This is a genomic window from Arthrobacter sp. 08Y14, assembly GCF_002929455.1.
In the GTDB taxonomy this organism is placed as follows: Bacteria; Actinomycetota; Actinomycetes; order Actinomycetales; family Micrococcaceae; genus Arthrobacter_B; species Arthrobacter_B sunyaminii.
Window position 1 is genome coordinate 1040001 of record NZ_PJIX01000002.1, and the last position, 23441, is coordinate 1063441.

The following is a 23441-nucleotide window of genomic DNA, read 5'->3' on the forward strand; positions in this document are numbered from 1 at the left end:
CGCCTTCAAATCACCGTTGTGCTGAACGAGACCCCGAGGATCCGGTCGTTGTCTGCGGCTTCACACGGGCGTGCGGTCCGTAGCATTACGCTCGAGGGACTAATCGCTTATGAATCGTGGGGTAGCTATGCGTGTAGATGGATTCGGTTTCTTCATCGTCCTCTTCATCATGTGGGTCGTGGTGCCGGCGGTCGTTGGTTTTATCCTGTACCTGATCGTCCGCCTCGGGGTGAAGCACGGGCTGCGGTCTTACGATTCCGACAAGAACCAGAGCACGCCTCCTGCCACGTAGGTATTTCGAATACAAAGCCGTGCACCCCCACGGTTGCGCCTCTCGATGCACCCTTCATCGCGCGAGGGATTCAATACAAGCTGACGAAGCTGCGACTGGTGTTCCAGGTTCGCGACGCACGCTTTGGGTTTCGCCCTGAGGGATCCCTGACTGGGACGGAATAACCATTGTGGACAGAAGTCCTACGGCTGTCTAACGGAAGGCCCTACGCTGGGTCGATGTATTCAACCGAGTCGGAAGGGGTGCCCGCTTTTGTACAGCCGGCATCCCTGTTTGAGAACGCACGGGAATCTGGGTCTGTCAGGACGGCGGCAGCGGCCATAAAACTGATCAATGAGCACGACCGTCTGATCCATGCATTCGTACCGGAAGCTGATCGCAGCGAAAAGCTCAAGAACTTCATGGAGCCAGCTCAGGAGCCATCGGCACTTCTAGGTGCGCCGGTAGGAGTTAAAGACATCATCAGGGTTGATGGATTCGAGACCCGGGCAGGGTCCGGTTTCCCGCCGGAAGCCTTGGCGGGGCCGCAGGCCAGTCTGGTCGGCCGGCTGCAGAAGGCTGGTGCGATCGTGGTTGGCAAGACTGTAACGGCCGAATTCGCCATTTCGGAGCCTGGCCCCACCCTCAATCCCAGAGATCGGACCAGGACACCTGGTGGCTCAAGTAGCGGATCTGCTGCGGCAGTGGCCGCAGGGATGGTACCGATAGCGGTGGGAACACAGACAGTGGGGTCCATCATAAGACCGGCAGCATTCTGTGGAGTTGTTGGATTCCGCCCCACTTGGGGAGCAATACCCACAGACGGTGTCATCCCCAACGCACCGTCACTGGACACCGTTGGATTATTCGCGTCCGACCTGGACTCGATCCAGGTGACTGCAGGAATCCTGTGCGGCTGGACAGGAGAGAGCAGGCCAGCGCCAGCCGGGCTACCTGTGCTGGGAATCCCAACAAGTGACTACCTAAGATCGACCTCCCCACCAGGGCTGCGTGCCTTCGAGCACCATATGAATCTGCTTCGGGATGCCGGTTACGAGATCCGTGAGCGGTCTCTTACTCCGGATATTGCGGCCCTTCATCGTAATCTCGCCATCTTTCAGCGCTACGAACTGGCACAGGTCCACGCGTCATGGTGGATGAAGTACTCCGCCCTGTATCGGCCGCGGACCGCTGCGGCGATTCAGGATGGTCAACGCATCACGTCGGATCAATACCGAGCCGCCACTTCGTGGCGGGCAACCTTCCGCGACCGGTTGGCGGACACGATGAGCGCGACTGGTATCGATATCTGGGTGACACCCAGCGCCGCGGGGCTGCCGCCTCTAGGGCTGTCGTCAACCGGGGACGCGGTTATGTCTGCGCCGTTCAGCTTCGCCGGGCTACCGGCAGTGAGTTTGCCGGCACCCAACCCGCAGGGTGGAATGTGCTTCGGACTACAGTGTGTCGCTGCCGCCCACCAGGACCGGGAACTCCTGACGTACGCCCGCCGTATCGCAGCAGCTCTGGATCCCGACATACTCCCATCTATTGACATTCAATCGATTGATATTCGATAGTGACGTATGGATAATTTTGGGGGAATGGTTAGACCAGCGATGGTGCTCGTTACGCGGATAGCTCTCGCCTTGCTTCTAATGACAGTCATCACCGCACAGATCTTCGTCGTTCTCAGTGCCCGGTCAATGGCGGCGGACTATCCGGAGTTCTCCGAACTTGAGACTCCACTGGTCAGTGCTGCGATCCTGTTCGGTATATGTATTCAAGTCGTCCTCGTGATCACCGGGATTCTTGTCGGATACATCAGGGACAGCCGCATCTTCACTTCGTCATCGCTGAGACTCGTTGACATCATGGCAGTCGCACTTGCTATCGCGACTGTCGTCGTGGCAGGAACGCTTTTCCTCATTCCTGGGCCGCCGGTATTAGGGCTCCTGCTGATTGGAGGCGCGCTCGTGGGAGCCACGCTGACTCTGGTCCTGCTCACCCTTCGTTCCTTGTTGCGCAGCGCAGCTTCCATGCGGACGGAACTCGACGGGGTCGTCTGATGCCGATCCGAGTAACGATCGATGCTCTCTTGATCGAGCGTGGGCTCTCAGTGGGTGAGTTCGCAGACAGAGTAGGGATCACCCCCGCAAACGTCGCGGTCCTCAAGAATGGGCGAGCCAAAGCTGTCCGGTTCTCCACCCTCGAGGCAATTTGCCGCGTTCTCGACTGCCAACCTGGCGAGATCCTGCTCTGGGAAGAGGAATGACTCTCCCTGCACCACCCCATCCCTACAGGCCCGTTCGCTAAGGGCGCCCGGCTCCGAACTCGGGCCCGCAAGCCGGTCCCCCACCAGGGCGCATCCGCCCAACTTACCTATCCCGGAATGTCCATATACCTGTTTGACCTGCGAATTCGCGTATACCCCGCCCACTCGTATGCCCGGTGAAGGTAGCGCAACCGCTACATTCGGATCCATGAGCGCCCACACTGTCGGTTATGCCCGCGTCTCCACCAGCGAGCAGGACCTCACTGTTCAGCAGAACCAACTCGCAGCTCTCGGTGTCCCGGAGGACCTGATCTATACCGACCACGGGCTGACCGGCACCAACCGTGACCGGCCAGGACTGCGTCAGGCCCTGGCCGCGGTCCGTGACGGGGACACCTTCGTCATCACCAAGCTCGACCGCCTCGCCCGCTCCCTGCCCGACGCCCGGGACATCCTCGAAGAACTCACGAAGAAAAATGTGAAGCTGAGTATCGGCGGATCCATCCACGATCCGTCGGACCCCGTCGGCCGCCTGCTGTTCAACGTCCTGGCCATGGTTGCCGAGTTCGAATCCGACCTCATACGGGCCCGAACCCGGGAAGGCATGCAGATCGCCAAGGCAAAAGGCCGGCTTCGCGGCAAGCAGCCCAAACTCTCCAAAGCGCAGGAAGCACACGTGGTCTCCCTGTATAACGCGGGACAACACACCACCACCGAAATTGCCGAACTCTTCAAGGTCGCCCGCAGCACGGTGTACCGCATCGTCCAACGAACGCCGCCCTCTGAGCCCAACGGCTGACGTGCCATGGATCTTTTCAACGCCGAAGGATACGAGTTTGCACGCCAGGTGCTCCAGCGCGGCATCGCCGCCGTGTACCTGATCGCCTTCATCTCCGCCGTCAACCAGTTCCCGGCGCTGCTGGGTGAACACGGATTGCTGCCGGCACCGCGGTTTCTGGCCCGGACCGCCGGACGCGGCATTCCCACCCTGTTCCGCTGGCATTATTCGGACCGGTTCCTGCTGGCCGTGGCCTGGACCGGCGCCGCGGTCGCAGCCCTGCTGGTGGCCGGGCTGCCACAGACCGGACCGCCTTGGCTGCCGATGCTGGCCTTCCTGCTGCTGTTCGGGCTGTACCTGTCCATCGTGAACATCGGCCAGACGTTTTACGGCTTCGGCTGGGAATCACTGCTTCTTGAGGCTGGCTTCCTGGCCGCGTTCCTGGGTTCCAACGAGGTGGCTCCCCCGGTCACGGTGCTTTTCCTCTTCCGCTGGCTGGTGTTCCGGTTGGAATTCGGCGCCGGACTGATCAAGATGCGCGGGGACCGGGTGTGGCGGGATCTGACCGCACTGTATTACCACCACGAGACGCAGCCGATGCCCAATCCGGCCAGCTGGTACTTCCACCGCCTGCCCAAACCGCTGCACAAGGCCGAAGTGCTCGGCAACCACTTCGCGCAGCTGGTGGTGCCCTTTTTCCTGTTCTTTCCGCAGCCGGTGGCCGGAGTGGCGGCGCTCATCGTCATCATCACCCAGCTGTGGCTCATCCTTTCCGGCAACTTCGCCTGGCTGAACGTGCTCACCGTCCTGCTCGCCTTCAGCGCAGTCGCAAACTCGAACCTCCAGGCGCTGCTGCCCGGAGCCGCCTTCAGCACCCCGCCCGCTGAGGCCACCCCGGTCTGGTTCGCCGTCGTCGTACTGGCTGTGACGTTGCTGATGCTCTATTGGGCGTGGGAGCCGCTGCGGAATCTGTTCAGCAAAAACCAGCTGATGAACGCCAGCTTCAACCGCTGGCACCTGTCCAACGCGTACGGCGCGTTCGGCAGTATCACCCGTTCCCGCAACGAGGTGGTTATCGAGGGGACACTGGACGAGCCGGGTCCCGATGCCCAGTGGAGGGAGTACGAATTCAAGGGAAAGCCCGGTGATCCGGGCAGGATGCCCCGCCAGTTCGCTCCGTACCATCTGCGGCTGGACTGGCTGATGTGGTTTTTGGCGCTGGGCGCTTCCGGCGGATCCTGGTTTCCCGTGCTGCTGCAGAAACTGCTCGACGGCGACCGCCGCACCCTGGCCCTGCTGCGCACCGATCCCTTTGCCGGCACACCTCCCCGGTGGGTGCGTGCACGGGTGTACCGCTACCGTTTTTCCACGGCTGCGGAACGCCGGGCCGACGGGGTGTGGTGGGTCCGCGAGCCAGCGGGCTTTCTCATCGATCCGGTCCGGCGAATCGTTCCCTGACACCTACCGCCGGGAAACCCGGCAATGGCAGACTTACCAGTTACCACCCAGCCTGCGGACCGGATTACTGCCGATGCGAGGAGCCCTGACCATGACCCCAGTGGGGAGCCCGCCCATTCCTTTCGCTGCCCTGGATTCGGACGCCCCGGTGTTCGAGGACCGCACCCCCGTGGTGTTCATCCACGGACTGTGGCTCCACTCCACCAGCTGGGACCCCTGGCTGGAGCTCTTTCAGGAGCGCGGTTATGCGCCATGGGCTCCGGGTTGGCCGGGCGAACCGGATAGCCTTCCTGCCGCCAATGCCTTTCCGGAACCAATGGCCGGAACCGGAGTGGCCGAAGCCCTGAGCCATTATGAGGGACTCATCAGGAGGCTGCCCCGCCCTCCGGTGCTGGTGGGCCACTCCTTTGGCGGGCTGCTGGCCCAGCAGCTTTTGGCCCGCAGGCTTGCAGCAGGGGCAGTTGCGGTTGCTCCGGTCCAATTCCGGGGTGTCCTGCGGTTGCCGCCTGTCCAGCTGGCGTCCCTGTTGCCTGTGCTGCGGAACCCGCGGAACGTCCACACAATCGTCCGCCAAACCCCGCAGCGTTTCCGCCGGAACTTCGCCAATGCCGTTTCCGAACGCGAATCCTATGACCTGCACGCCACCTGTGTGATGCCGGCACCGGGACGGCCGCTGTTCCAGGCCGCGGTGGCGAACCTTAATCCGCGCACGCCGGTCCGGATGGACACCGCCGCCGCCAGGGGTCCGCTGCTGCTGGTGGGTGCAGGCCGTGACCGCGTGGTTCCTGCCTCGGTGGTCCGGGCAGCTGCGCGCCGCTACCGTTCCTCGGCGTCAGTCACCGAGTACGCGGAACTGGAAGGCAGCGGCCATTCCCTGGTGATCGACCACGGGTGGCAGATTCTGGCCGAAGCCGTGCTGGGGTTCCTGAACCGGCACGGGCTCTCGCCGGAACCGGCGGACGGTTAGTACCCGATCAGGCTGGTACCTGATTAGGCGCTGACGTCCGGCTTAGTGACCACCGTGTGCGTTGCATGGTCGTACAGGAACGTCAGCGGGCCGCCGTCGTGCACCATGTTCAGATTGGCGCCGTCCCGGTGTCCGTGCTGTCCGTAGTTTTCGTCCCAGGATCCGTCCAGCGCCACTTTGTATTCATAGTGGCCCGCGGGCAGGTCCGCAGTGAGCTTCCAAAGCTCGTCACTGCGGTCAAAGGTGAGCTGCAGACCGGCGGGGTCCCAGTCCGCCCGGCCCAGGGCGCTGCCCATGTTGCCGGCAATAACGACGGCGTCCGGCTGCGGAAAGGAGGGTTCGGGCAGCTCGGCGCCCTCGTGGGCACCATGGTGTTCCGGTGGGATTCCGGGAACTGCCGCAGCTTCCTGCAGCGCTCCTTCAATGACTTCCTCCACGTCAGCGGATGCTGCGGGCGGTACGGCGGCCGGAGCCTTGCCGTTCATGGCAGCCAGCAGATCGGCGGTGTCCGGGAAATCCTGAAGTGCCCGGCGGCCGGAGGCGGTGATGCTCCAACCGGCCCGGCCTTCCTTGGTGATCCAGCCTGCTTTGACCAGTTTGCTGCTGGCGTTGGACAGGGCACGTTCTCCGCGTGCCGACCCGCTGGCCAGCAGTTCCGCCTCGCTGCCGGTCAAGGGCACCCGGGACACGGCGGCAGAGAGGACTTCTCCCCTGCTGATCCGGCGCTCGGCGGAGGGATCTTCCGCTGCCAGGACCTCCAAAACTGCCCTCAGCCTCAGTGCCGTATTTTCAATGCTGTTCTTTGCCAACGTCTCTCCTTCGTTTCTCACGTGCAGATCCATCACCCAGCTTACTGATCACAGCAGGGATCGCTGGCTTGCAGTGGCGCCGGACACCGCGGCGGCGGGCTGCAGGGACCGTGCCAACGTGTCGAAATCGCCAAAGCCCAGCGAAGTGCGGGCAGCATATGCCTCGATCAGGGCCGCTTCGACACCTTCCAGGTCAACGGTGCCGGTGTCCTCCGCGGCGCCGGCCGTGTCCGGGTTCCAGTCCAGGCCCAGTGCCGCGTAACACTCGTCCAGTACCCGCCGCAGGGGCGCGGCATCCTGCACCACAAACACCGAGGAAAAGAGCCAGGCACCGGAGACCACACGCTGCGCCGTGCCGACGAGCTTGATCTTCCGACCGCCGGCCGTGGTGCCGTGGACAGTGAACTCGCCCGGACAGTATTCTCCGGGAATCTCACCCACTGCGGCATCAGCACCTGCCCGCCGCAGCACCGAGGCATACATGTCACCGAAGGCGGCAAACCGTGCCCGGGAGCCTGCCACTGCATTGGTCCCGGGCTCCACGTGGTCCACCACGAGGCAGCCCTGATGGTAGGCCGCTGCACGCCCTCCGGCCTTGCGCACCAGCGGCTCAAATCCCTGCGCACGGCAGGCCCGCACGGCGTCATCGAACCCCGGAAGGCGGGCGTCACGCTGGCCCAGCGCCACTGTGGGGCGGGGACGGTAGAGGCGGAGCGTCGGCCCCAGTTCCCCCCGCTTGGCTGAGTCCAGCATTCCGAGCGCGAAGTGCAGATCCGCCGCCGCACCCAGGCTCTGTTCCTGTCGCACCACGGTGAGCGGCTCTGCAGCAGCGGCTCCGCCCGTGGAGAGGAAGGTGACAGCGGACACGGTTCCTAAGCCTGCCCGCCGAGCCGGCGCACGGTCAGGATCTGCTCGCTGCGGCCGAACGGCCCCTGCTCATCGTGCAGCACGGAGGAGGTCAGTCCGATGCCGTCGGTTCCAAACGTGACCCGGGTGTCCAGCCCCAGCCATTCCCCCCGGGGCGTCCGGTGAAGGTGGATCTGCAGGTCTACGTTGGGGAACATGTAGCTGTCCCCGCCCGGCGGTACCCGGGCCGCGATGCCGTTGGCGGTGTCCACCAGGCCCACCATCCGCGCCAGGTCCGACGTCGTTTCCCCCTCCAGCATGGAGTAGGGCGTGCGGATCCACACCTGGCCCCGGCCCGGGCGCAGGCCCGGCACGGCACGGAAGTCCAGTGATCCGATGAACTCACCCGGCCACTCGGTCATTCCGCGGGCTTCTTCAAGGCCGTCCGGCCCGGGCATGGGAGCGTCCTCCAGGGCCGCCACTTCGCCGGTGGATCCCAGGGCCAGCCGCCAGGCGGTGGCCCGCACCGCCGCCCGACCGCCGGCAATCAGTTCCGCTTCCAGCAGTTCAATGGTGCGCCCCGGGCGCAGGACCTTGGTCCGCACGTCGAAGGTGCCGCGTGGGATGACGCCGAGAATGTCGTAGCTGATCCGTGCCACGCGCATGTCCGGACGCGGACTGCAGGTTTCCAGCGCGTGGGCCAGCAGGCCGGCCACGGGTGCCATGTGCTGCTCGTGCTCATTCCAGGCGCCCTGCGTATGGATGGTGGATTCAAAGGTTTCCTCGCCCAGGGCGCGGTAATACGACTCGGCCACAGATGTGCCCTCCTTGTGGTTCAGGTTTGTGTCTCAGGCTACATCAGCGGCGGCTCCGGGGTGCCTGAGTCAGTACTGGCTGAAGGCGGCCGTGGCGGGGTCCGCACCGATCCTTGAGCCGGCGTCGAGCTCGTTGATCTGTTCCATGTCGCGGGGAGCGAGCTCCAGGCTCACGGCGGCGAGGTTTTCCCGCATCCGCTCCGGAGTGGCCGTTTTGGGGATGGCGATGTTCCCGGAGGCCAGGTGCCAGGCCAGCACCACCTGGGCCGGTGTTGCATCGTGGCGCCGCGCAATATCAACTACAGCGCTGGTCGTCAGATCCCGGCTCTGCCCCAGCGGGCTGTACGCCTCAACCGCCATGCCGTGGCGGCGGGACGCATCCGCGAGCGCCCGCTGCTGGAAGGTGGGGTGCAGCTCGATCTGGTTGACGGCGGGCGGGACGTCTGCGGCCTGGGTGAGTTCGTCCAGATGCTCCGGCAGGAAGTTGGAAACGCCGATGGCGCGCGCCAGCCCGTCGGCGTAGATCTGCTCCAGGTCCTGCCAGGCCTGCAGGTACAGTCCCTGCGAGGGAACCGGCCAGTGGATCAGGTACAGATCCACGTGCTCAAGGCCCAGCGCTTCCCTGCTGTCCTCGAACGCGGCACGTGCCCGGCCCTGGTCCCCGTTGCGGAGCTTGGTGGTGATGAAGAGATCCTCGCGGGCAATCCCGGACGCTGCGACGGCGGCTCCCACCGCTGCTTCGTTTTTGTAACCGGCTGCCGTGTCGATGTGGCGGTAGCCGGCTTCGAGGGCACTTTCCACGGCTTCCTGGGTGCTCTCCGGGGGAATCTGGAAGACTCCGTAGCCCAGCTGCGGAATGCGGACTCCATTGTTCAGATCCAGTCCCGGGACATGTTCATGCGTCATTGAGTGCCTTTCAGTGCGTTTGGCCTCCACCCTATTTCCCGCGGGAACTGTTGGATACCCCTAGCCCGGGAGTGCCCGGACGAGCAGAATGGGTCCTGCATCCGCGGTCCCGCTGCCCGGGGCCGGTGCTCAGCCGTCCACTACGTGAGGATTCCTCCATGCAGTACACCCACCTGGGCCGTTCCGGCCTCAGTGTCTCCCGCCTGTGCCTGGGCACCATGAACTTCGGGCCCAAGACCGAGGAAGCGGACGCCCATGCCATCATGGACTCCGCACGGGAGGCAGGCATCAACTTTTTTGATACCGCCAACGTCTACGGCTGGGACAAGAAGGGCTGGACCGAAGAAATTGTGGGCGGCTGGTTCGCCAAGGGCGGCGGCAGGCGCGAGGATACGGTCATTGCCACCAAGCTGTACGGATCCATGAGTGAACGCCCCAATGACACGTTCCTGTCGGCACTGAATATCCGCAGGGCCCTGGATGCCAGCCTGAAACGGCTGCAAACCGACTACATTGACCTCTACCAGTTCCACCACATTGACCGGAACACTCCGTGGGACGAGATCTGGCAGGCCATGGACGTGGCGGTGCAGCAGGGCAAGATCATCTACAACGGCAGTTCAAACTTTGCCGGCTGGCACATCGCCCGCGCCCAGGAGGCTGCCCAGCGCCGGAATTTCACGGGGCTGGTCAGTGAACAGAGCATCTACAACCTCATCACCCGTGCCGTGGAACTGGAAGTGATCCCGGCGGCACAGCAGTACGGTCTGGGACTGCTGCCGTGGTCGCCGCTGGAAGGCGGCCTGCTCGGCGGCGTGATCAGGAAGACCGAGGAGGGTGGCCGGCGCACGGAGGGACGGGCGAAGGAAGCGCTGGAAACCCACCGGGAAGCGCTGGTCCAGTACGAGGACTTCGCCGACGAGCTCGGTGTTGCCCCCGGCATCCTGGCCCTGGCCTGGCTGCTGCACCAGCCCGCCGTCACAGCCCCAATTGTCGGTCCGCGGATTCAGGCACAGCTCGACGACGCACTCAAGGCGCTGGACACGGAGCTCGACGACGAGGCGCTCGCCAAGCTCGACACCATCTTCCCCGGCCACCGCACCGCGCCGGAGGACTACGCCTGGTGAGGGGCAGCGGGCGGAAGATTCGGTGAATTCGTCTTTCGCCCGCTATGCCTCCTGCGCCGGGAGGATCAGCTCGGGCCCGTTGTTGCGCACCGAGTTGACCTCGTTGGACACCACCCGCGGGGTCAGCACCGGTTCCGGGATGGCATCCAGCAGCTGCTGCACACCCGTGGTTTCCGTCAGTTCCGGGTCCAGCCAGTCCGAGTAGAGGTCCGGGGGCACGATCAGCGGTGTGCGGTCGTGGATATGGCCCAGTGCATCGCTGGCTTCGGTGGTGATGATGGTGAAGCTCAGCAGCCATTTGTGTTCATGGTCTTCGGGCAGGGAAGGATCAGGCCAAAACTCATACAGACCGGCAAAGGCCAGCGGATCCTCGGACGGCGAATACAGGTACGTGGGGATTTTGGTCTTGCCGGACTTTTCCCATTCGTAGTAGCCGTCGGCCGGCACCAGCGCCCGGCGCTTCACGGCGGCCTTGCGGAACGCCGGCTTTTCCAGCACCGTTTCCCGGCGGGCATTGATCATCCGGGATCCGATTTTCGGGTCCTTCGCCCATACCGGCACCAGACCCCACTTGGCCGTGGCCAGCCGGCGGACCGCGGCAGGCCGGCCGTCGTCGTCGTGCTCTTCCCCGCGGTGGACGCGCTCGGTGACGATGCGCACATTGTCGGTGGGGGCCACATTCCAGGACGGAGCAATGTCCTCACCCACAGCCTGCTCCGCGGCAAAGGCTGCCACCAGGTCAGATGTTGCCTTGGCCATCACATATCGTCCGCACATGCTCCCATTGTGCCCGCCGCAGCGGAGAACTCCAGAGCAGGCCCTATTCGAATATGTGTTCTACTTTTAAGTATGGATCAGGATGCGGCAGCCCGGATCGCCGCCCGCTACGCCCGGCGAGCGGAGCCGATTGAACTCACCCCCGAGGAGCTGGACTTCGAACACCACCCCGCCGCCACGTCGGTGCCGGGGATTCCCGTCTGGGCCTGGATCCGGTTTCCCAGCTCCGCCGAGCGGGTCAAGGGCGAAGCCTGCACCTGGAATGCCAAGGCGGTCCAGGTGCTGTGGACTGACGCCGGCGTCCGGCGCGCCACGTGGGTGTGGGCATCAGCCGTCACCCGGCGCACCAGCGGCGGCCGAAAGACGGGCCTTGGCGAGCGCACCGGTGGCGCAGAAACCGAGACTCCGTAGACTGGCTCCGGCAGCCGTTGGATCCGAGCAGGGAGCACACATGGACATTCTTCTCATCGGCGGAACCGGGGTCATCAGCTCCGCCGTGGCCGGGCATGCGGCTGAACTGGGCCACCGGGTCACCCTCCTCAACCGCGGAGCCTCAACCTCGCGGCCGGCTCCCGCCGGGACCGAGGTCCTGCACACGGACATCCGTGATCCGAGGGCGGCTGCCGAAGTCCTGTCCGGCCGCGAGTTCGACGCCGTTGCGGACTTCATCTCGTTTGTTCCGGAGCAGCTGGCGGCGAGCATGGAGCTCTTCCGCGGCCGCACCGGCCAGTATGTGTTCATCAGCTCAGCGTCGGCCTATCAGAAACCGCCGGCCCGGCTGCCCATCCTGGAGTCCACTCCCCTGCGCAATCCCTTCTGGCAGTACTCGCGGGACAAGATTGCCTGCGAGGAACTGCTCACCGCCGCTTACCGGGATGAGGGTTTTCCCGGAACCGTGGTCCGCCCCTCCCACACCTACGACCAAACCATGATTCCGCTCACGGGAGGATGGACGGACCTGCACCGGATGCGGGCGGGGCTGCCCGTCCTCGTCCACGGGGACGGCACCTCCTTGTGGACCCTGACACACAGCCGCGACTTTGCGCGTGCGTTCACCGGCCTGCTCGGCCGGCCCGCGGCCGTGGGTGACAGCTACACCATCACCTCGGATGAGTTCCTGCCGTGGAATGAGATCTACCGGATTCTGGCCGCGGCGGCGGGTGTGCCCGAACCGCGGCTGGTGCATGTCTCGTCGGACACCATTGCCGCCCACGATCCCGGACGCGGGCCGGGCCTGCTGGGCGACAAGTCCCACTCGGTCATCTTCGACAACACCAAGATCAAGTCGCTGGTACCGGGGTTCGCCGCCCAAATCCCCTTCGTCCAGGGTGCGGCGGAAATCCTCGCCTGGTACGACGCCCACCCCGCGGAACAGAAGATTGACCCGGGATTCATGACCCTTTCGGACCAGCTGGCCGCCGCGGCGGGCTGATCCGAAAGGATCCTGCACCGACGAAGGTGCTAGGAAGCCCAGCGTTTCATGAATGCGGCCATGGCGTCACGGGCGATGGTTTGTCCTGGCCGGTACTCCGAAGCGCCGCCTGCGGCGGGCCAGCCGGTGGACACCCCGTCGGCCGCGAGCCAGGAGATTTCCTTGTAGAACTGGTGGGATTTCTTAACGTCGGTGAAAGGCGATGTTTTGGGCGCCGTGAATTTTGGAGACCCCTTCAGCCGGTACAGGAAGGCGGCCATGGCGTCCCTGGACACCGGAATACCGGGACGGAATATCTGCGTGCCGTTTTTCTGCTTCCAGCCCGTCGATATTTTCTTGGCCGACAACCACGCTATTTCTTTGTAATAAGGATGGGAAGTTTTAACATCCGCGAAGGGGGATTTCTTCGGTGGCGTGAATGCGGGTGAACCGGAAAGCCGATACATAAAAGCCGCCATTGCTTCCCGGGACACCGCCTCAAAAGGACGGTATGTCTTGGTCCCGTTCTTTTCTGCCCACCCGGTGGAGACGCGCTTGGCGTGCATCCAGTTCATCTCGGACAGGAATTGTTGTCCGCTCTGCAGATCGCTGAAGGGGGACACCGGAGCCGGCGGAGCGGCCTTGGGGTAACCGGCCAGGTTGGAGACCACCAGATGCCATCCCTTGTACGGTCCGCTGGTGGGCACTACGTAGCCCACCCCGGCATGCGTCTCCCGCGGATCCAGCATCGCAGCCCGGTGGGCTGGAGAATTCATCCACCAATCCACCACGGACGCCGCTGAAAAGTTGAACGCGATGATTTCCCCGTACCAGTTGGCGCCGGAAGGAATGACGGACAGGCCGGCATCGGGGCGGTGAATGCCGTTCCAGTCAAAGTTCGGATCTGCTGTGGCAACCCGCAAATGGTTCGCCCAGCCCTGGGAACCGTCAGCGATCTGCTGGTTCCAGATCAGTGCGGGAACCCCCGCCGCCCGGCGCTTGGCATTCATCAGGTCAAACACTGCTGAAGCGAAGGCGTCGCTCCGGACCGCTTCCACTGAGGCATCCGGAACGGCTGCACCCGAGCCGGATACTCCGGCCGCAGCGGCCGCCGCATCGACGGATGCCTGAGCCGCTTCCGGAGACAGAAGACCGGGGTCAGGTTTCGGGGTATCCGGAGCCACGGGAGGAATGTCGGGAACCTCCGGCTGCTGCACCTCAACCGCCGGTACGGCAACAGTTCCGCGCACCGGATGCGCAGCGGCTGCAGCACTTCCCGGAACGGCAACGGACGCAAGGGCTAAGGCACAGAGGACACGGACGGCAGCAGTCCGGAAGGCGGTATTCTTTTTCATGATTGGGTTTATCGTAGCGGCACGCTGCGATATTAGTCCATCGTCCGGACGATAAATGGATTGGCCGGATTTATCGTCCGACACTTCAGCGTTTGATACCCGCAAGAATCCGCAGGAATCTATTGTCCCAGCCGGAAGGCAGGAATGCCGGAAACGCTGTCCGCTGGTTATTGGAATGCGGTTAGGCGAGGTGATTCCGGCGGTTGCGGTGCTCCAGGAGCAGCCGGGCTCCGTTGATCATGAGGGTTTCCACGGGAACCCCCTGTTCTTCAGCCAGCTCCTCCAGCTCCCGTCCCAGTTTCGGCGGGATCCGCAGTTCGATGTTCATGCGTTAAATCGTATCGGCGCCGCAGACCCCGGGTGACCGATCCGGAGTTCATTACGTCACCCTTCGGCGGCACCCGGCCCCCGGCACCCGTCACCCTTCGGCGGCACCCGGCGAACGGCACCCGGCACCCGGCACCCGGCGAACGGTGCATGAAGCAGCCCTCCGCCGGGTGCCGTGCGGGCAGAGCTAGAACTTGGTGTCGTAGCGATGCAGGAAAGCCGCCATTGCATCACGCTTGATCGGCTCGTAGGGACGGAAAGTTCCGTCGCTCCAGCCGGTGGAGATCCCGGTGGCAGCCAGCCAGCTGATCTCCTTGTAATACATGTTGCTAACCGCCACATCCTTGAACGGCGAGACCCGCGGAGCGCTGTAGGCGGGGCTTCCCGCCAACCGGTAGAGGAAGGCGGCCATGGCGTCCCGGTTAATGGCCAGTTTCGGTCCGAACTGGGTGCCGTTCCAGCCGGTGGCCACACCCTTTGCACGAAGCCAGTTGATCTCCTTGTAGAACTCGCTTCCCGCGATGTCCTTGAACTTGGACTGGGCCGGCGGGGTGTAGGCGGGTCTGCCCTCAACCCGGTACAGGAAGGCTGCCATGGCTTCGCGGCTGACCGGTTCCAGGGGACGGTAGGTCCCGTCCGCGTATCCCGTGGTGATCCGGGCATCCCTAAGCCAGGTAATGTCCTTGGCGAATTGTGAATTGGCCGGTACATCCTTGAACGGTCCCGCCGCGGCAGGCGCGTTCCGGGCGAAAGCGGTCAATGCGGCCTGAGTCCCGTTCCAAACGTTTGAATCCCCCACAAACGGTCCGGTGCTGCTGTACTGCCACACACTGTAGTAACTCCAGCTCGCCGGGAGCGGACCGGCGCCCACCTCGTTGTAGCTGGCAATATGCAGGGGGTTGTCCCCGAAGGCCGCACTGTTGCCGGTGCACCGTGACCACCAGTCGGTGGTCGTATAAATCATCGGGGTGCGGCCGGTGCGGGCCTTCACCTGGTTGGAGAACGCCTTGATCCAGTTGACCATCTGGGTTGCGCTCATGTTGTAACAGGTATTTCCCAGGGAAGCGTAGGGGTTGTACTCGATGTCCAGGAGGGGCGGAAGTGTCTTTCCGTCCGCTGACCAGCCTCCGCCGTTGTTGACGAAGTAGTTGGCCTGATCAACAGCTGAAGACACATTGGGCAGCGCAAAGTGGTAGGCGCCGCGGACCATACCCACGTTGTACGATCCGCCGTACTGCTGGTTGAAGTTCGGGTTCTTGTAGCTCGTTCCCTCGGTGGCCTTTGCGTAAGCAAACCGGGCTCCCTGAGCCCAGGCACGGTTCCAGTCGACATTGCCCTGGTGGCTGGAGACATCCATGCCCTGGATTCCTGGGGGACGCCAGTTTCCGCCCAGGGGTTCGGCCGCGTCAGGAGCAGCAGTGTCAGGCGCAGCAGTCTGCGGTTCAGATCCGGTAGGCGACGATGTCCCCGCCTCGGGATCCGACGCCGAAGGGTCGCCGGCTCCGGGCGTTTCGAGGATCTCATCGGGGGCCGGCAGCTGGGCATCGCCGGACACGGTGAGGCGGTGGATACCCTGGCCCATCCGTGCACCGTTCTCACCAATGATTTTGGCTTGCTCGGCCTCACTGAGGCTGGAGGCAGGCATGTCAGCGCCCATAGCAGGGACGGCAGCCGCGGCCGGACCTGCCAAGCAGGTGACGGCCAGCAAGGCTGCCAGCGCTGCCGATGTGAGGCCAGTGGAAAGCGTCGTCGTTTTCATTTATTTCCTGGATGGTGTTGTTGGTGTTCCCGCGCATTACGCAGATGTGAAAAACCACAAAGGTTTTCGATTACCGTTTTGCCGCACTGCGCAGCCCCCCAGCCTTGCCGTTCGGCTGTTCCGGTCCCCGATGCAGCCGCCTCTCCCGGGAAAAGGTGGGAATGGAGAACTGATTCACCGTTTGTCGCGGCGAGGGGATTGATTCCCGGAGCCTGCTATTACGGTAGGCCAAGATAATTCCGGACGTCAGGTTGCACGGGCCGACTAGAGTACTTTGCAGGTAAATCGTTACATACTCACATTTTGAAGTTCATTGCCTTGGCAACCGGAGCCGCCATCCGAATAACCTCTGCCGCAGAATGTTTCCCGGTCAGCACTGAGGTGCTGGCCTTTGGGGAAACCAGCCACCTGCTGCACATCAGCGGGTACTGTCAGAATCATCCGGCAGGCTCCCCTGCCGGAATCCGATGGGCATTGGAGCATCATGGCAACGGACGTACTGGTAATTGTTGGAATGGGTGGCATGGGACAGGCCGTCCTGCGCCGTTCGGGCGCCGGCCGCAAGGTCCTGCTGGCCGATTTTGACGAATCCCTCTTGGAGACTGTCGTTTCCACCGCGCTGGGGGACGGGTACGACGTCGTTTCCCAGCGGGTGGACGTTTCCTCCCGCGATTCCGTGGCGGCACTGGCGGCAACGGCCGCGGAACTGGGAACGGTCACCGGCGTCGTGCATACCGCGGGGCTTTCTCCCGTCCAAGCGCCGGTGGAGGCCATCTGGAAGGTGGACCTGTTTGGTACCGCGGTGGTCCTGGACGAATTCCAGAAGGTCATTGCCCCGGGAGGCTCCGGCGTCTTCATCTCCAGCATGTCCGCGTACATGGTGGGCGGCCAGATTCCTGCTGACGTTCTGGCCAGCCTTGCCGCAGTGCCGACGGATGATCTGCTTCTGGTCCCGTTCCTCGCCGGCATCGACAACCCCGGATACGCCTACGGCATCGCCAAACGCGCCAACCAGGTGCGGGTGCAGGCGGCCAGCCTTGCCTGGGGCGCCCGCGGGGCACGAGTTAACAGCATCAGCCCCGGCGTCATTTCCACTCCCATGGGCCAGCAGGAACTCGCAGGTGAATCGGGTGCACAGATGCGGGCCATGATCGAAGGCTCGGGCACCAAGCGCGTGGGCACACCGGCAGACATCGCCAACGCGGCGGCATTTCTGCTGGGACACGATGCCAGTTTCATCACCGGCATGGACCTGCTGGTCGACGGCGGTGTGGTAGCCGCCGTCGACACCGCGCAGCGCGCACGCGTGGCGGGCTAGCGCCAGCCCTCAATCCACTCGGTCCGATCCATTCCAAAACAATGCGGCGCTGCCGTAACGCGGCGGTGGCCAACGGTACTCAAGCTGTGCTCCGTTGATCAGCAGCGGAGGGGGCACGTAGATCAGGTCACCGTAGTCACTCCGGCAGCTGCGCAGCACAGGCTCGAGCACCACGGGCTCGGTGCCGGCCGGAGGACCGGGGAACCCCATCAGTTCCAGAGCCGTCCGCGCCAACGACAAATGAGCGGATCCGCTCAGTCCACGTGCACGGGCAGCCACCAGGGCGACGGCGGCAGCAGACATCCCCAGCCCGGTGGCGTAGTCCAAAACCTGCACAGGGAGCGCACCCGGCCGCCACTGACCGTCCTCCCCGGTGCCCCCGTAGAGGTGGGAGATACCCGCGGCAGCCTGCACAATGCTGTCAAAACCGCGCCGGCCGGCCCACCCGCCGCGGTCCCCCCAGGCGTCCAGCGAGACCACCGCCAGCCCGGGATGATCAGCCCGCAGCGTCGCTGCGTCGAGCCCGAAGCGGGACAGCGCCTTTGAACGGTAGGCGGTGAGGACGACGTCGGCCCTCTCCAGCAGCGTGCGCAGCCTCCGGTAGGCGTCCGGGTCGCCAAAGTCCGCGACGGTGCTGCGTTTGGAGAACCCGGTGTCCACATACTGGTCCTCCAGTTCCGGGAAGGCCGGCGGATCCACGCGCAACACGTCAGCACCCAGTGAGCCGAGGATCCGGCTGCCCGACGGGCCGGCAATGACCCGGGTCAGGTCCAGAACGCGCAATCCCGCCAGGATGCCGCCGCGGCCGCTCGGCAGGGATGCCGGCTCGGCGGCTTCGAGCTCCAACCGGAGCCAGGGTTCCTGACGTACGGCGCGTCCGGGCTCTGAGCCCGCCCACTGTTCGGGGGTGCGCACCGCCGCGGCCAGACCACCGTGTTCCGTGACCGCTTCCTCCACATCCGCCGAGGTGCGCCGGCGCACCTCGGCATCCACCTCCTCAGGCCTGCTGATATTCAGAGCCGCCAGCAGGGCGCGTTCGTGGTGCGGATAATTGGCGTGCAGCCGAACCCAGCCGTCGGCGCTGCGCCGGAACCCGGAAAGCGGAGCGAATCCCCTGACCGGATCGCCGTTGACGCGCAGGTGGGCAAATGAAGCAAATGACGCCGCTGCGCCGTCGGAAGCAAAACCAACCCGGTCCCGGCGGCCGGAGGAAGACGCGTAAGCGGAGACCGCAGTTGCGAGCGCCTGCAGCGCCCCTAACCCGAGGCCTTCGACGTCGAGCGGGCCCGCCCACCACCACCGCGGTCCGGTCCGGGCAGCCGCTTCGAAACCGTCCGGAAGCAACGGTGCCAGGCTGCGCCACAGTTCCGGTACGGGGGTCTGAGCCGTCATAAACGAAGTATGCACGTGTCGACTCCGGTGCGCAGCCACGGCGCGTTCAGCGTCCTGTTAGGGTGGCCCGAACGCGGCACGCGCTAAGGAAGGACCGATGAGAGACAACCCCAGCTATGCACTTGATGATGCAGAGGCCATCAAGGACCTGGTCCGCAGCAATCCCTGGTGCACTTTCATCAGCCAGGTGGACGGCCGGGGACTGGTCGCCTCCCACTATCCGGTCCTGTTGGACGAGGACGCCGAGGGGATAGTCCTGCTCAGCCATGTTGGCCGGCCCGATGAGGAGATACACGAGCTGGGGCGGCACGAAATGCTGGCGATCATCCAGGGCCCCCACGGCTACATCTCCCCCGGCTGGTACGACGGCGGTCCCGGCGTCCCCACCTGGAACTTCGCCGTCGCCCATCTCTGGGGCACGCCGGAAATCCTGTCGGACGCCGAAAATCTGGCAGTTCTGGACCGGTTGGTGGAACACTTCGAAGCGCCGCTGCCCGAGCCGCATCTGCTGCACGCAACCAGCGAGAACAGCGAGTACGCCCACCGCATTGTCCACGGCACCGTAGGTTTCCGGTTGCCGGTCACCCGGATGGAGGGCAAAGACAAGATGAGCCAGGGCAAGAGCCCCGAAACAATCCGGAGCGTCATCGACCACCTGGAGCGCCCGGGACCCTACGCCAATCCGCCGTTGGCCGCGCATATGAGGCAAATCAACGCCGAAACCCTTGGCTGACACGCTGCCGGGAACCCGCCCGTCCAGCCTATGAACGCCCTGCATCCACAAAGGACACTCATGGACCCGCACAGCATCCTGCTGAGGAACGCTTCGTTTCCTTCGCTCCCGGGACTGCACGACGTCGCGCTGCACAGCGGACGCATCGCGGCCATTCGTCCGGTGCAGGACGCTGCACCGGGGCGGAACACTGATGAGGTTTACGACCTCGACGGGCGTTTTGTTCTCCCCGGCCTGTGGGACAACCACGTTCATTTCACCCAGTGGGTGATTCGGCAGCAGCGGCTGGATCTGACGGGCACCGGCAGCGCCGCGGATGTCCTCGCGCTGGTCGCAGCAGCCATTCCGACCGGAACCGCCGGGGAACCCCTGGTGGGCTTCGGTTTCCGCGATGCTCTCTGGCCGGACAGCCCAACACGCGCCGGGCTTGACGCCGTCTCAGGCACGACGCCGGTGGTCCTGATCAGCGCCGATCTGCACTGCCTCTGGGTCAACACGGCGGCAGTCCGCACTCTGGGCATCACAGGGGCCGACGGCGGCCTGGTCCGGGAAGCGGAGTGCTTCCGGACACTGGAGAAACTAGAGGATCCGGACGCCATCTCGTTCGAGGCCTACCGGCGGGCCGCTGAAGCGGCAGCCCGCCGCGGCGTCGTCGGAATTGTGGACTTTGAAAACGCCGACAACCTGCAGCTCTGGCCCGAGCGCGTCCGTCACGGTGTTGATGCGCTGCGGGTTGAGGTCTCGGTGTGGCCGGACCGGCTGGCCGGCGCCATCGAACTCGGAGTGAAAACCGGCGACGTGCTGGACGGTCGGGGACTCATCACCATGGGCCCGCTCAAGGTCATCGTGGACGGTTCACTGAACACCCGCACAGCCTGGTGCTGGGACCCGTATCCGGGGCTCCCCGCGGGCCGGAAGCACTCCTGCGGCCAAAACACAGTCCCGATGCATGAGCTGCGGATGCTCATGGCTGCCGCACGCGACGCCGGTATCGGTGCCGCAATTCACGCCATCGGCGACCGGGCCAACACGGAGGTCCTGGATACCTTCGAAGAGCTGGGCATGACCGGAGTGATCGAGCACGCACAACTGGTGCGGGAGGCGGACTTTGCCCGTTTCGAGGAGCTGGGCCTGGCCGCCAGCGTCCAGCCCGAGCACGCCATGGATGACCGGGATGTGGCCGACATGTTCTGGCCCGGACGCACCGAGCGGGCCTTCGCGCTGGCCTCCCTGCACCGTGCCGGGGCAAACCTGCAGCTGGGTTCCGATGCCCCGGTGGCTCCCCTTGATCCCTGGTTTGCGCTGGCCTCAGCGGTCAGCCGGAGCCGGGACGGCCGCGAGCCGTGGCACCCCGAGCAGTGCGTGCCGGCGGAGGTTGCCCTGGCCGCGAGCACCCGCGGACGGTCGGGGGTGCAGGTGGGCGAGGCGGCCGACCTTGCCGTCACCGAGATGAATCCCCTGACCACGCCCGGTGAGCAGCTGCGCACCATGCCGGTTTCGGCAACGCTGCTCGGCGGCAGGTTCACCTGGTCCGGCCTCTGAGCGGCAGCACCCGCGACGGCGTTTCGGGAGAGGGCCGTCCGGACCAGAACTAGGCAGCTACGATGCCTTCCTCTTCCCGCACCCGTGCGCGTTCATCGGCGTGGTCCATTTCCGCAGCACCGGACCGCTCCACCGTCTCGCGCCAGATCCTCGCCCTGGCGGAACTTAGCCTGGTGGTTGAGGGCGACGGCGACAGCCAGCCGCGCCGCGGCCGGGCCTTGTCCGTGGTCAGTAACCCGGCGCGGCAGGAAGTCCCAGATATTCTTCCAAGGTGGTGCCGGCGTCGTGCATTGTCCGGGCATGTTCCGTCCCCACGTACCGCAGATGCCACGGTTCGTGGGCGTACCCGGTGATGTGCTCGGCTCCTGCCGGATAACGGATGATGAAGCCGTAGTGCTGGGCATTGGCGGCCGCCCACGAACCCGCCAAGGTTTCGGCGAAGCAGGATTCCAGGGCGCAGGTTCCGTCCGGGTTGGCGATGTCGATGGCCAGCCCCGTCTGATGCTCGCTGTACCCGGGACGGGCCGAAATGGCGTCGGCTGCCTCCGGCCCAAAGTTCTCCGTGTAGGAGACGTACAGCTGGTCCTGCTCTGCTCCGGTCCGAAAGCCGCTCACCGCGGACATGGGAACTCCGGCGGCGCCCGCTTCCGCGGCCATTTGCCGGTAGGCCGCTGCGGCCTCGGCCCGCAGCGGCACGCCGCCGGCGTCGGCAAGGTCCTGCGGAGCGTGGTCCGCAGGCACCGGGCGCTTCTTATTAACCACAACCAGCATGCTGTCCGGGGAATCGAAGTCCAGCACGGCGGCCGCAGCGGGCTGCGCTGACTGGGCCGGGAGCTCCTTGGAGCCGGGCCAGAATAGATAAACCAGCAGGCCGAGAAAGACGCAGACGATCACAGTCCTTAATAACCTTGCGCGCTGTCGTGGCATCTCCACCTCCACTCCAGACTGTTCCATAACGGCTATGCCGTGTGTGGCAGCGACTCGGACCGATGTTCCCCGGCAGGCAGCGGTGTTAGTGTCCTTGCATGCTGCAGCAACTCTCGCCGGACAATACCTTTGATCACCGCCGCTCCGGTGACGGCGAGCATGTGGGGTACATCCATATGACAGACGCTGGTGGCTTCATACCGTTTGACCTGTTGCACAGGCAGCGGGCGGAGGCTTTGGAACTGGAGGAGGCGGAGAATCTTCTGGATGACCTTGGCCTGGCGATGTTCGTGGAGGATTGGTGGCTCGACCTCGACGGCGGGCGGGTGCCGGTCCTCATCCGGGAAGTCCGGCGTGACGGGGTGTCCGTGGCTTTCACTGCTTCCGGTGCCATCGCCAAGGCCGCCGATATGACCACGTCCATCGACATTCTGTTGCCGACGGACCGGCTGCACCAGGCGAAAGGAACGAGGACGTGAAATGAATTCCTATCTGGTTCTTCTGCGCGGCATCAATGTGGGCGGCAGGAATAAGGTCCCGATGAAACCGTTGCGGGAGCATCTGGAGGATATGGGATACCAGCAGGTGTCCACGTATATTGCGAGCGGCAACGTCCTGCTTGCCTCACCCGATTGCCCGGAACAGGTGGGACGAGAGATCGAAGCGGCTCTGGTGGAGAACTTCGACTTGGATGATGACCTCATCAAGGTGCTGGTGCTCAGTCCGGAGCAGCTGCACAGCGTGATCGACTCCAAGCCTGAGGGGTTCGGCGAACAGCCGGAGATATACCACTCCGACGCCATTTTCCTGATGGGCATCGATGCTGAAACGGCCATGACGGCCTTTCGCCCGCGGGAGGGTGTGGACCATGTCTGGCCGGGCGACGGCGTCATCTACTCACAGCGCCTCAGCGCTGAACTAACCAAAAGCCGGTTGAGCGCGGTCATCGCATCGCCGCTATACAAGTCCATGACCATCCGCAGCTGGAACACCACCATGAACCTGCGGGACCGCCTCACTCCCGAGTAGCAGCAGATCCGCGGCGCGTCCGCTGTAGGTGCGAGCCGTTAGCGTAGAGAACATGAGCTACGAGTACGACGTCGAAATCCTCCACCTGCTCGTCTCCGGCGCCCACGCCTATTTCGGCCGCGCCCGGGACGGTGCAGTCGACGTTGCGACCGCTGATGCCGAGCGGGTGGAGGTAGTAGCGGGGAAGGGAATTGTGGGTGACCGGTTCTTCGGCAAGGCGGCCCACATGGATGCTGCCGTCACCCTGTTCGCCGTCGAGTCCCTGGAGGCCATCGCCGCGGACCTCGGCGCTGATCAGTTCGATCCGTTGCTCCCCCGCCGCAATGTGGTGCTCCGCGGCGCTGAACTCGCACCTCTTATCGGGCAGGACTTCACGCTCAGATCAGCCGCCGGCAGCGTTGACTTCCACGGAGGCCGGCATGCACACCCCTGTGCCTGGATGGATGCGGTCCTGGCCCCCGGCGCACACAAGGCGATGCGTGGCCGGGGCGGCCTGCGCTGCCGGCCCCTGACCAGCGGAATCCTCCAGCGGGGTCCGGTGCTGCTGATCAGCCCTGTTCCGCTGGATCCCGCCCGGGCGCACGTGCCCTCGATGCTCCGCCCTGGCAGGCTGCCCTAGCGC

General features: G+C 64.6%; 26 protein-coding genes. 16 read left to right on the forward strand and 10 right to left on the reverse strand.

All coding sequences use genetic code 11. The annotated features are described in order from the left end of the window. Positions 1-127 precede the first annotated feature (127 nt). The 7 genes from CXR03_RS18295 to CXR03_RS11365 all read left to right on the forward strand — a co-directional run bounded on the left by CXR03_RS18295 (position 128) and on the right by CXR03_RS11365 (position 5746). Positions 128-292 (forward strand): hypothetical protein, encoded by a 165-nt coding sequence (locus CXR03_RS18295; RefSeq protein ID WP_181034562.1) that lies wholly within the window; start codon positions 128-130, stop codon positions 290-292. A gap of 218 nt (positions 293-510) precedes the next feature. Beyond that, positions 511-1848, forward strand: coding sequence for an amidase (locus CXR03_RS11340; RefSeq protein ID WP_104103852.1), 1338 nt, complete (start codon positions 511-513; stop codon positions 1846-1848). Between the two features lie 78 nt (positions 1849-1926). Further along, a complete protein-coding gene (locus tag CXR03_RS11345; protein WP_181034563.1) occupies positions 1927-2337 on the forward strand; it encodes a DUF2975 domain-containing protein in 411 nt (136 codons plus the stop codon). Further along, positions 2337-2543 (forward strand): helix-turn-helix transcriptional regulator, encoded by a 207-nt coding sequence (locus tag CXR03_RS11350; RefSeq protein ID WP_104103854.1) that lies wholly within the window; start codon positions 2337-2339, stop codon positions 2541-2543. The genes CXR03_RS11345 and CXR03_RS11350 overlap by 1 nt, the downstream gene beginning before the upstream one ends. A gap of 208 nt (positions 2544-2751) precedes the next feature. After that, on the forward strand, positions 2752-3342 hold the full coding sequence (locus CXR03_RS11355) for a recombinase family protein (RefSeq protein ID WP_104103855.1): 591 nt from the start codon (positions 2752-2754) through the stop codon (positions 3340-3342). A 6-nt stretch (positions 3343-3348) separates the two neighbouring features. Further along, positions 3349-4779 (forward strand): lipase maturation factor family protein, encoded by a 1431-nt coding sequence (locus CXR03_RS11360; protein ID WP_104103856.1) that lies wholly within the window; start codon positions 3349-3351, stop codon positions 4777-4779. Positions 4780-4870: 91 nt separating this feature from the next. Continuing rightward, a complete protein-coding gene (locus CXR03_RS11365) occupies positions 4871-5746 on the forward strand; it encodes an alpha/beta hydrolase (protein WP_104104118.1) in 876 nt (291 codons plus the stop codon). A 23-nt stretch (positions 5747-5769) separates the two neighbouring features. Here CXR03_RS11365 and CXR03_RS11370 read toward each other — a convergent pair whose 3' ends face one another. The 4 genes from CXR03_RS11370 to CXR03_RS11385 form a co-directional block, all read right to left on the reverse strand. Continuing rightward, positions 5770-6555, reverse strand: coding sequence for a winged helix-turn-helix domain-containing protein (locus CXR03_RS11370; RefSeq protein ID WP_258073600.1), 786 nt, complete (start codon positions 6553-6555; stop codon positions 5770-5772). Positions 6556-6603: 48 nt separating this feature from the next. Further along, a complete protein-coding gene (locus tag CXR03_RS11375) occupies positions 6604-7422 on the reverse strand; it encodes a lipoate--protein ligase family protein (RefSeq protein WP_104103858.1) in 819 nt (272 codons plus the stop codon). 5 nt (positions 7423-7427) lie between these two features. Beyond that, positions 7428-8216, reverse strand: a complete 789-nt coding sequence (locus CXR03_RS11380) for a thioesterase family protein (RefSeq protein WP_104103859.1) — start codon at positions 8214-8216, stop codon at positions 7428-7430. 69 nt (positions 8217-8285) lie between these two features. Next, complete coding sequence (locus CXR03_RS11385; protein WP_104103860.1) at positions 8286-9122, reverse strand: aldo/keto reductase; 837 nt, start codon at positions 9120-9122, stop codon at positions 8286-8288. A gap of 158 nt (positions 9123-9280) precedes the next feature. Here CXR03_RS11385 and CXR03_RS11390 point away from each other — a divergent pair, with 158 nt between their 5' ends. Then, positions 9281-10249, forward strand: a complete 969-nt coding sequence (locus tag CXR03_RS11390) for an aldo/keto reductase (protein ID WP_104103861.1) — start codon at positions 9281-9283, stop codon at positions 10247-10249. Between the two features lie 42 nt (positions 10250-10291). Here CXR03_RS11390 and CXR03_RS11395 read toward each other — a convergent pair whose 3' ends face one another. Then, complete coding sequence (locus CXR03_RS11395) at positions 10292-11026, reverse strand: SOS response-associated peptidase (protein WP_104103862.1); 735 nt, start codon at positions 11024-11026, stop codon at positions 10292-10294. A gap of 72 nt (positions 11027-11098) precedes the next feature. On the opposite strand from CXR03_RS11395, the gene CXR03_RS11400 reads away from it, so the two are divergent. Beyond that, positions 11099-11437, forward strand: a complete 339-nt coding sequence (locus CXR03_RS11400; protein ID WP_104103863.1) for a hypothetical protein — start codon at positions 11099-11101, stop codon at positions 11435-11437. 40 nt (positions 11438-11477) lie between these two features. After that, entirely contained in the window at positions 11478-12458 is a 981-nt protein-coding gene (locus CXR03_RS11405; RefSeq protein ID WP_104103864.1) for an SDR family oxidoreductase, read from the forward strand. A 29-nt stretch (positions 12459-12487) separates the two neighbouring features. Here the strand turns inward: CXR03_RS11405 and CXR03_RS18625 are convergent, their stop codons facing one another. From CXR03_RS18625 to CXR03_RS18630, 3 genes are all read right to left on the reverse strand, one after another. Then, positions 12488-13792, reverse strand: coding sequence for an S-layer homology domain-containing protein (locus tag CXR03_RS18625; RefSeq protein ID WP_258073601.1), 1305 nt, complete (start codon positions 13790-13792; stop codon positions 12488-12490). A gap of 181 nt (positions 13793-13973) precedes the next feature. Then, positions 13974-14120, reverse strand: a complete 147-nt coding sequence (locus CXR03_RS18305) for a hypothetical protein (RefSeq protein ID WP_181032299.1) — start codon at positions 14118-14120, stop codon at positions 13974-13976. A gap of 186 nt (positions 14121-14306) precedes the next feature. Continuing rightward, positions 14307-15878: a GH25 family lysozyme gene (locus CXR03_RS18630; RefSeq protein WP_258073602.1), complete on the reverse strand. Its 1572-nt coding sequence runs from the start codon at positions 15876-15878 to the stop codon at positions 14307-14309. A gap of 484 nt (positions 15879-16362) precedes the next feature. Here CXR03_RS18630 and CXR03_RS11425 point away from each other — a divergent pair, with 484 nt between their 5' ends. Next, positions 16363-17196, forward strand: coding sequence for an SDR family oxidoreductase (locus tag CXR03_RS11425; RefSeq protein WP_104103866.1), 834 nt, complete (start codon positions 16363-16365; stop codon positions 17194-17196). 9 nt (positions 17197-17205) lie between these two features. Here CXR03_RS11425 and CXR03_RS11430 read toward each other — a convergent pair whose 3' ends face one another. Continuing rightward, complete coding sequence (locus CXR03_RS11430; RefSeq protein ID WP_104103867.1) at positions 17206-18588, reverse strand: CoA transferase; 1383 nt, start codon at positions 18586-18588, stop codon at positions 17206-17208. Positions 18589-18685: 97 nt separating this feature from the next. Between CXR03_RS11430 and CXR03_RS11435 the strand changes: the two genes are divergently transcribed. Then, positions 18686-19321 carry an FMN-binding negative transcriptional regulator gene (locus tag CXR03_RS11435; protein WP_104103868.1) on the forward strand — a complete coding sequence of 212 codons (636 nt, stop codon included), beginning with the start codon at positions 18686-18688 and terminating at the stop codon, positions 19319-19321. 60 nt (positions 19322-19381) lie between these two features. Continuing rightward, on the forward strand, positions 19382-20863 hold the full coding sequence (locus CXR03_RS11440; RefSeq protein ID WP_104103869.1) for an amidohydrolase: 1482 nt from the start codon (positions 19382-19384) through the stop codon (positions 20861-20863). Positions 20864-21091: 228 nt separating this feature from the next. On the opposite strand, the gene CXR03_RS11445 is transcribed toward CXR03_RS11440, so the two are convergent. Further along, positions 21092-21757, reverse strand: coding sequence for a D-alanyl-D-alanine carboxypeptidase family protein (locus CXR03_RS11445; protein WP_219816227.1), 666 nt, complete (start codon positions 21755-21757; stop codon positions 21092-21094). Between the two features lie 131 nt (positions 21758-21888). Here CXR03_RS11445 and CXR03_RS11450 point away from each other — a divergent pair, with 131 nt between their 5' ends. From CXR03_RS11450 to CXR03_RS11460, 3 genes are read left to right on the forward strand one after another with little or no spacing between them, the layout of a single operon-like run. Beyond that, positions 21889-22269: a serine/threonine protein phosphatase gene (locus CXR03_RS11450; RefSeq protein WP_104103871.1), complete on the forward strand. Its 381-nt coding sequence runs from the start codon at positions 21889-21891 to the stop codon at positions 22267-22269. A 1-nt stretch (position 22270) separates the two neighbouring features. Next, positions 22271-22819 (forward strand): DUF1697 domain-containing protein, encoded by a 549-nt coding sequence (locus CXR03_RS11455; RefSeq protein ID WP_104103872.1) that lies wholly within the window; start codon positions 22271-22273, stop codon positions 22817-22819. A 52-nt stretch (positions 22820-22871) separates the two neighbouring features. Next, on the forward strand, positions 22872-23438 hold the full coding sequence (locus CXR03_RS11460; protein ID WP_104103873.1) for an MOSC domain-containing protein: 567 nt from the start codon (positions 22872-22874) through the stop codon (positions 23436-23438). Positions 23439-23441 lie beyond the last annotated feature (3 nt).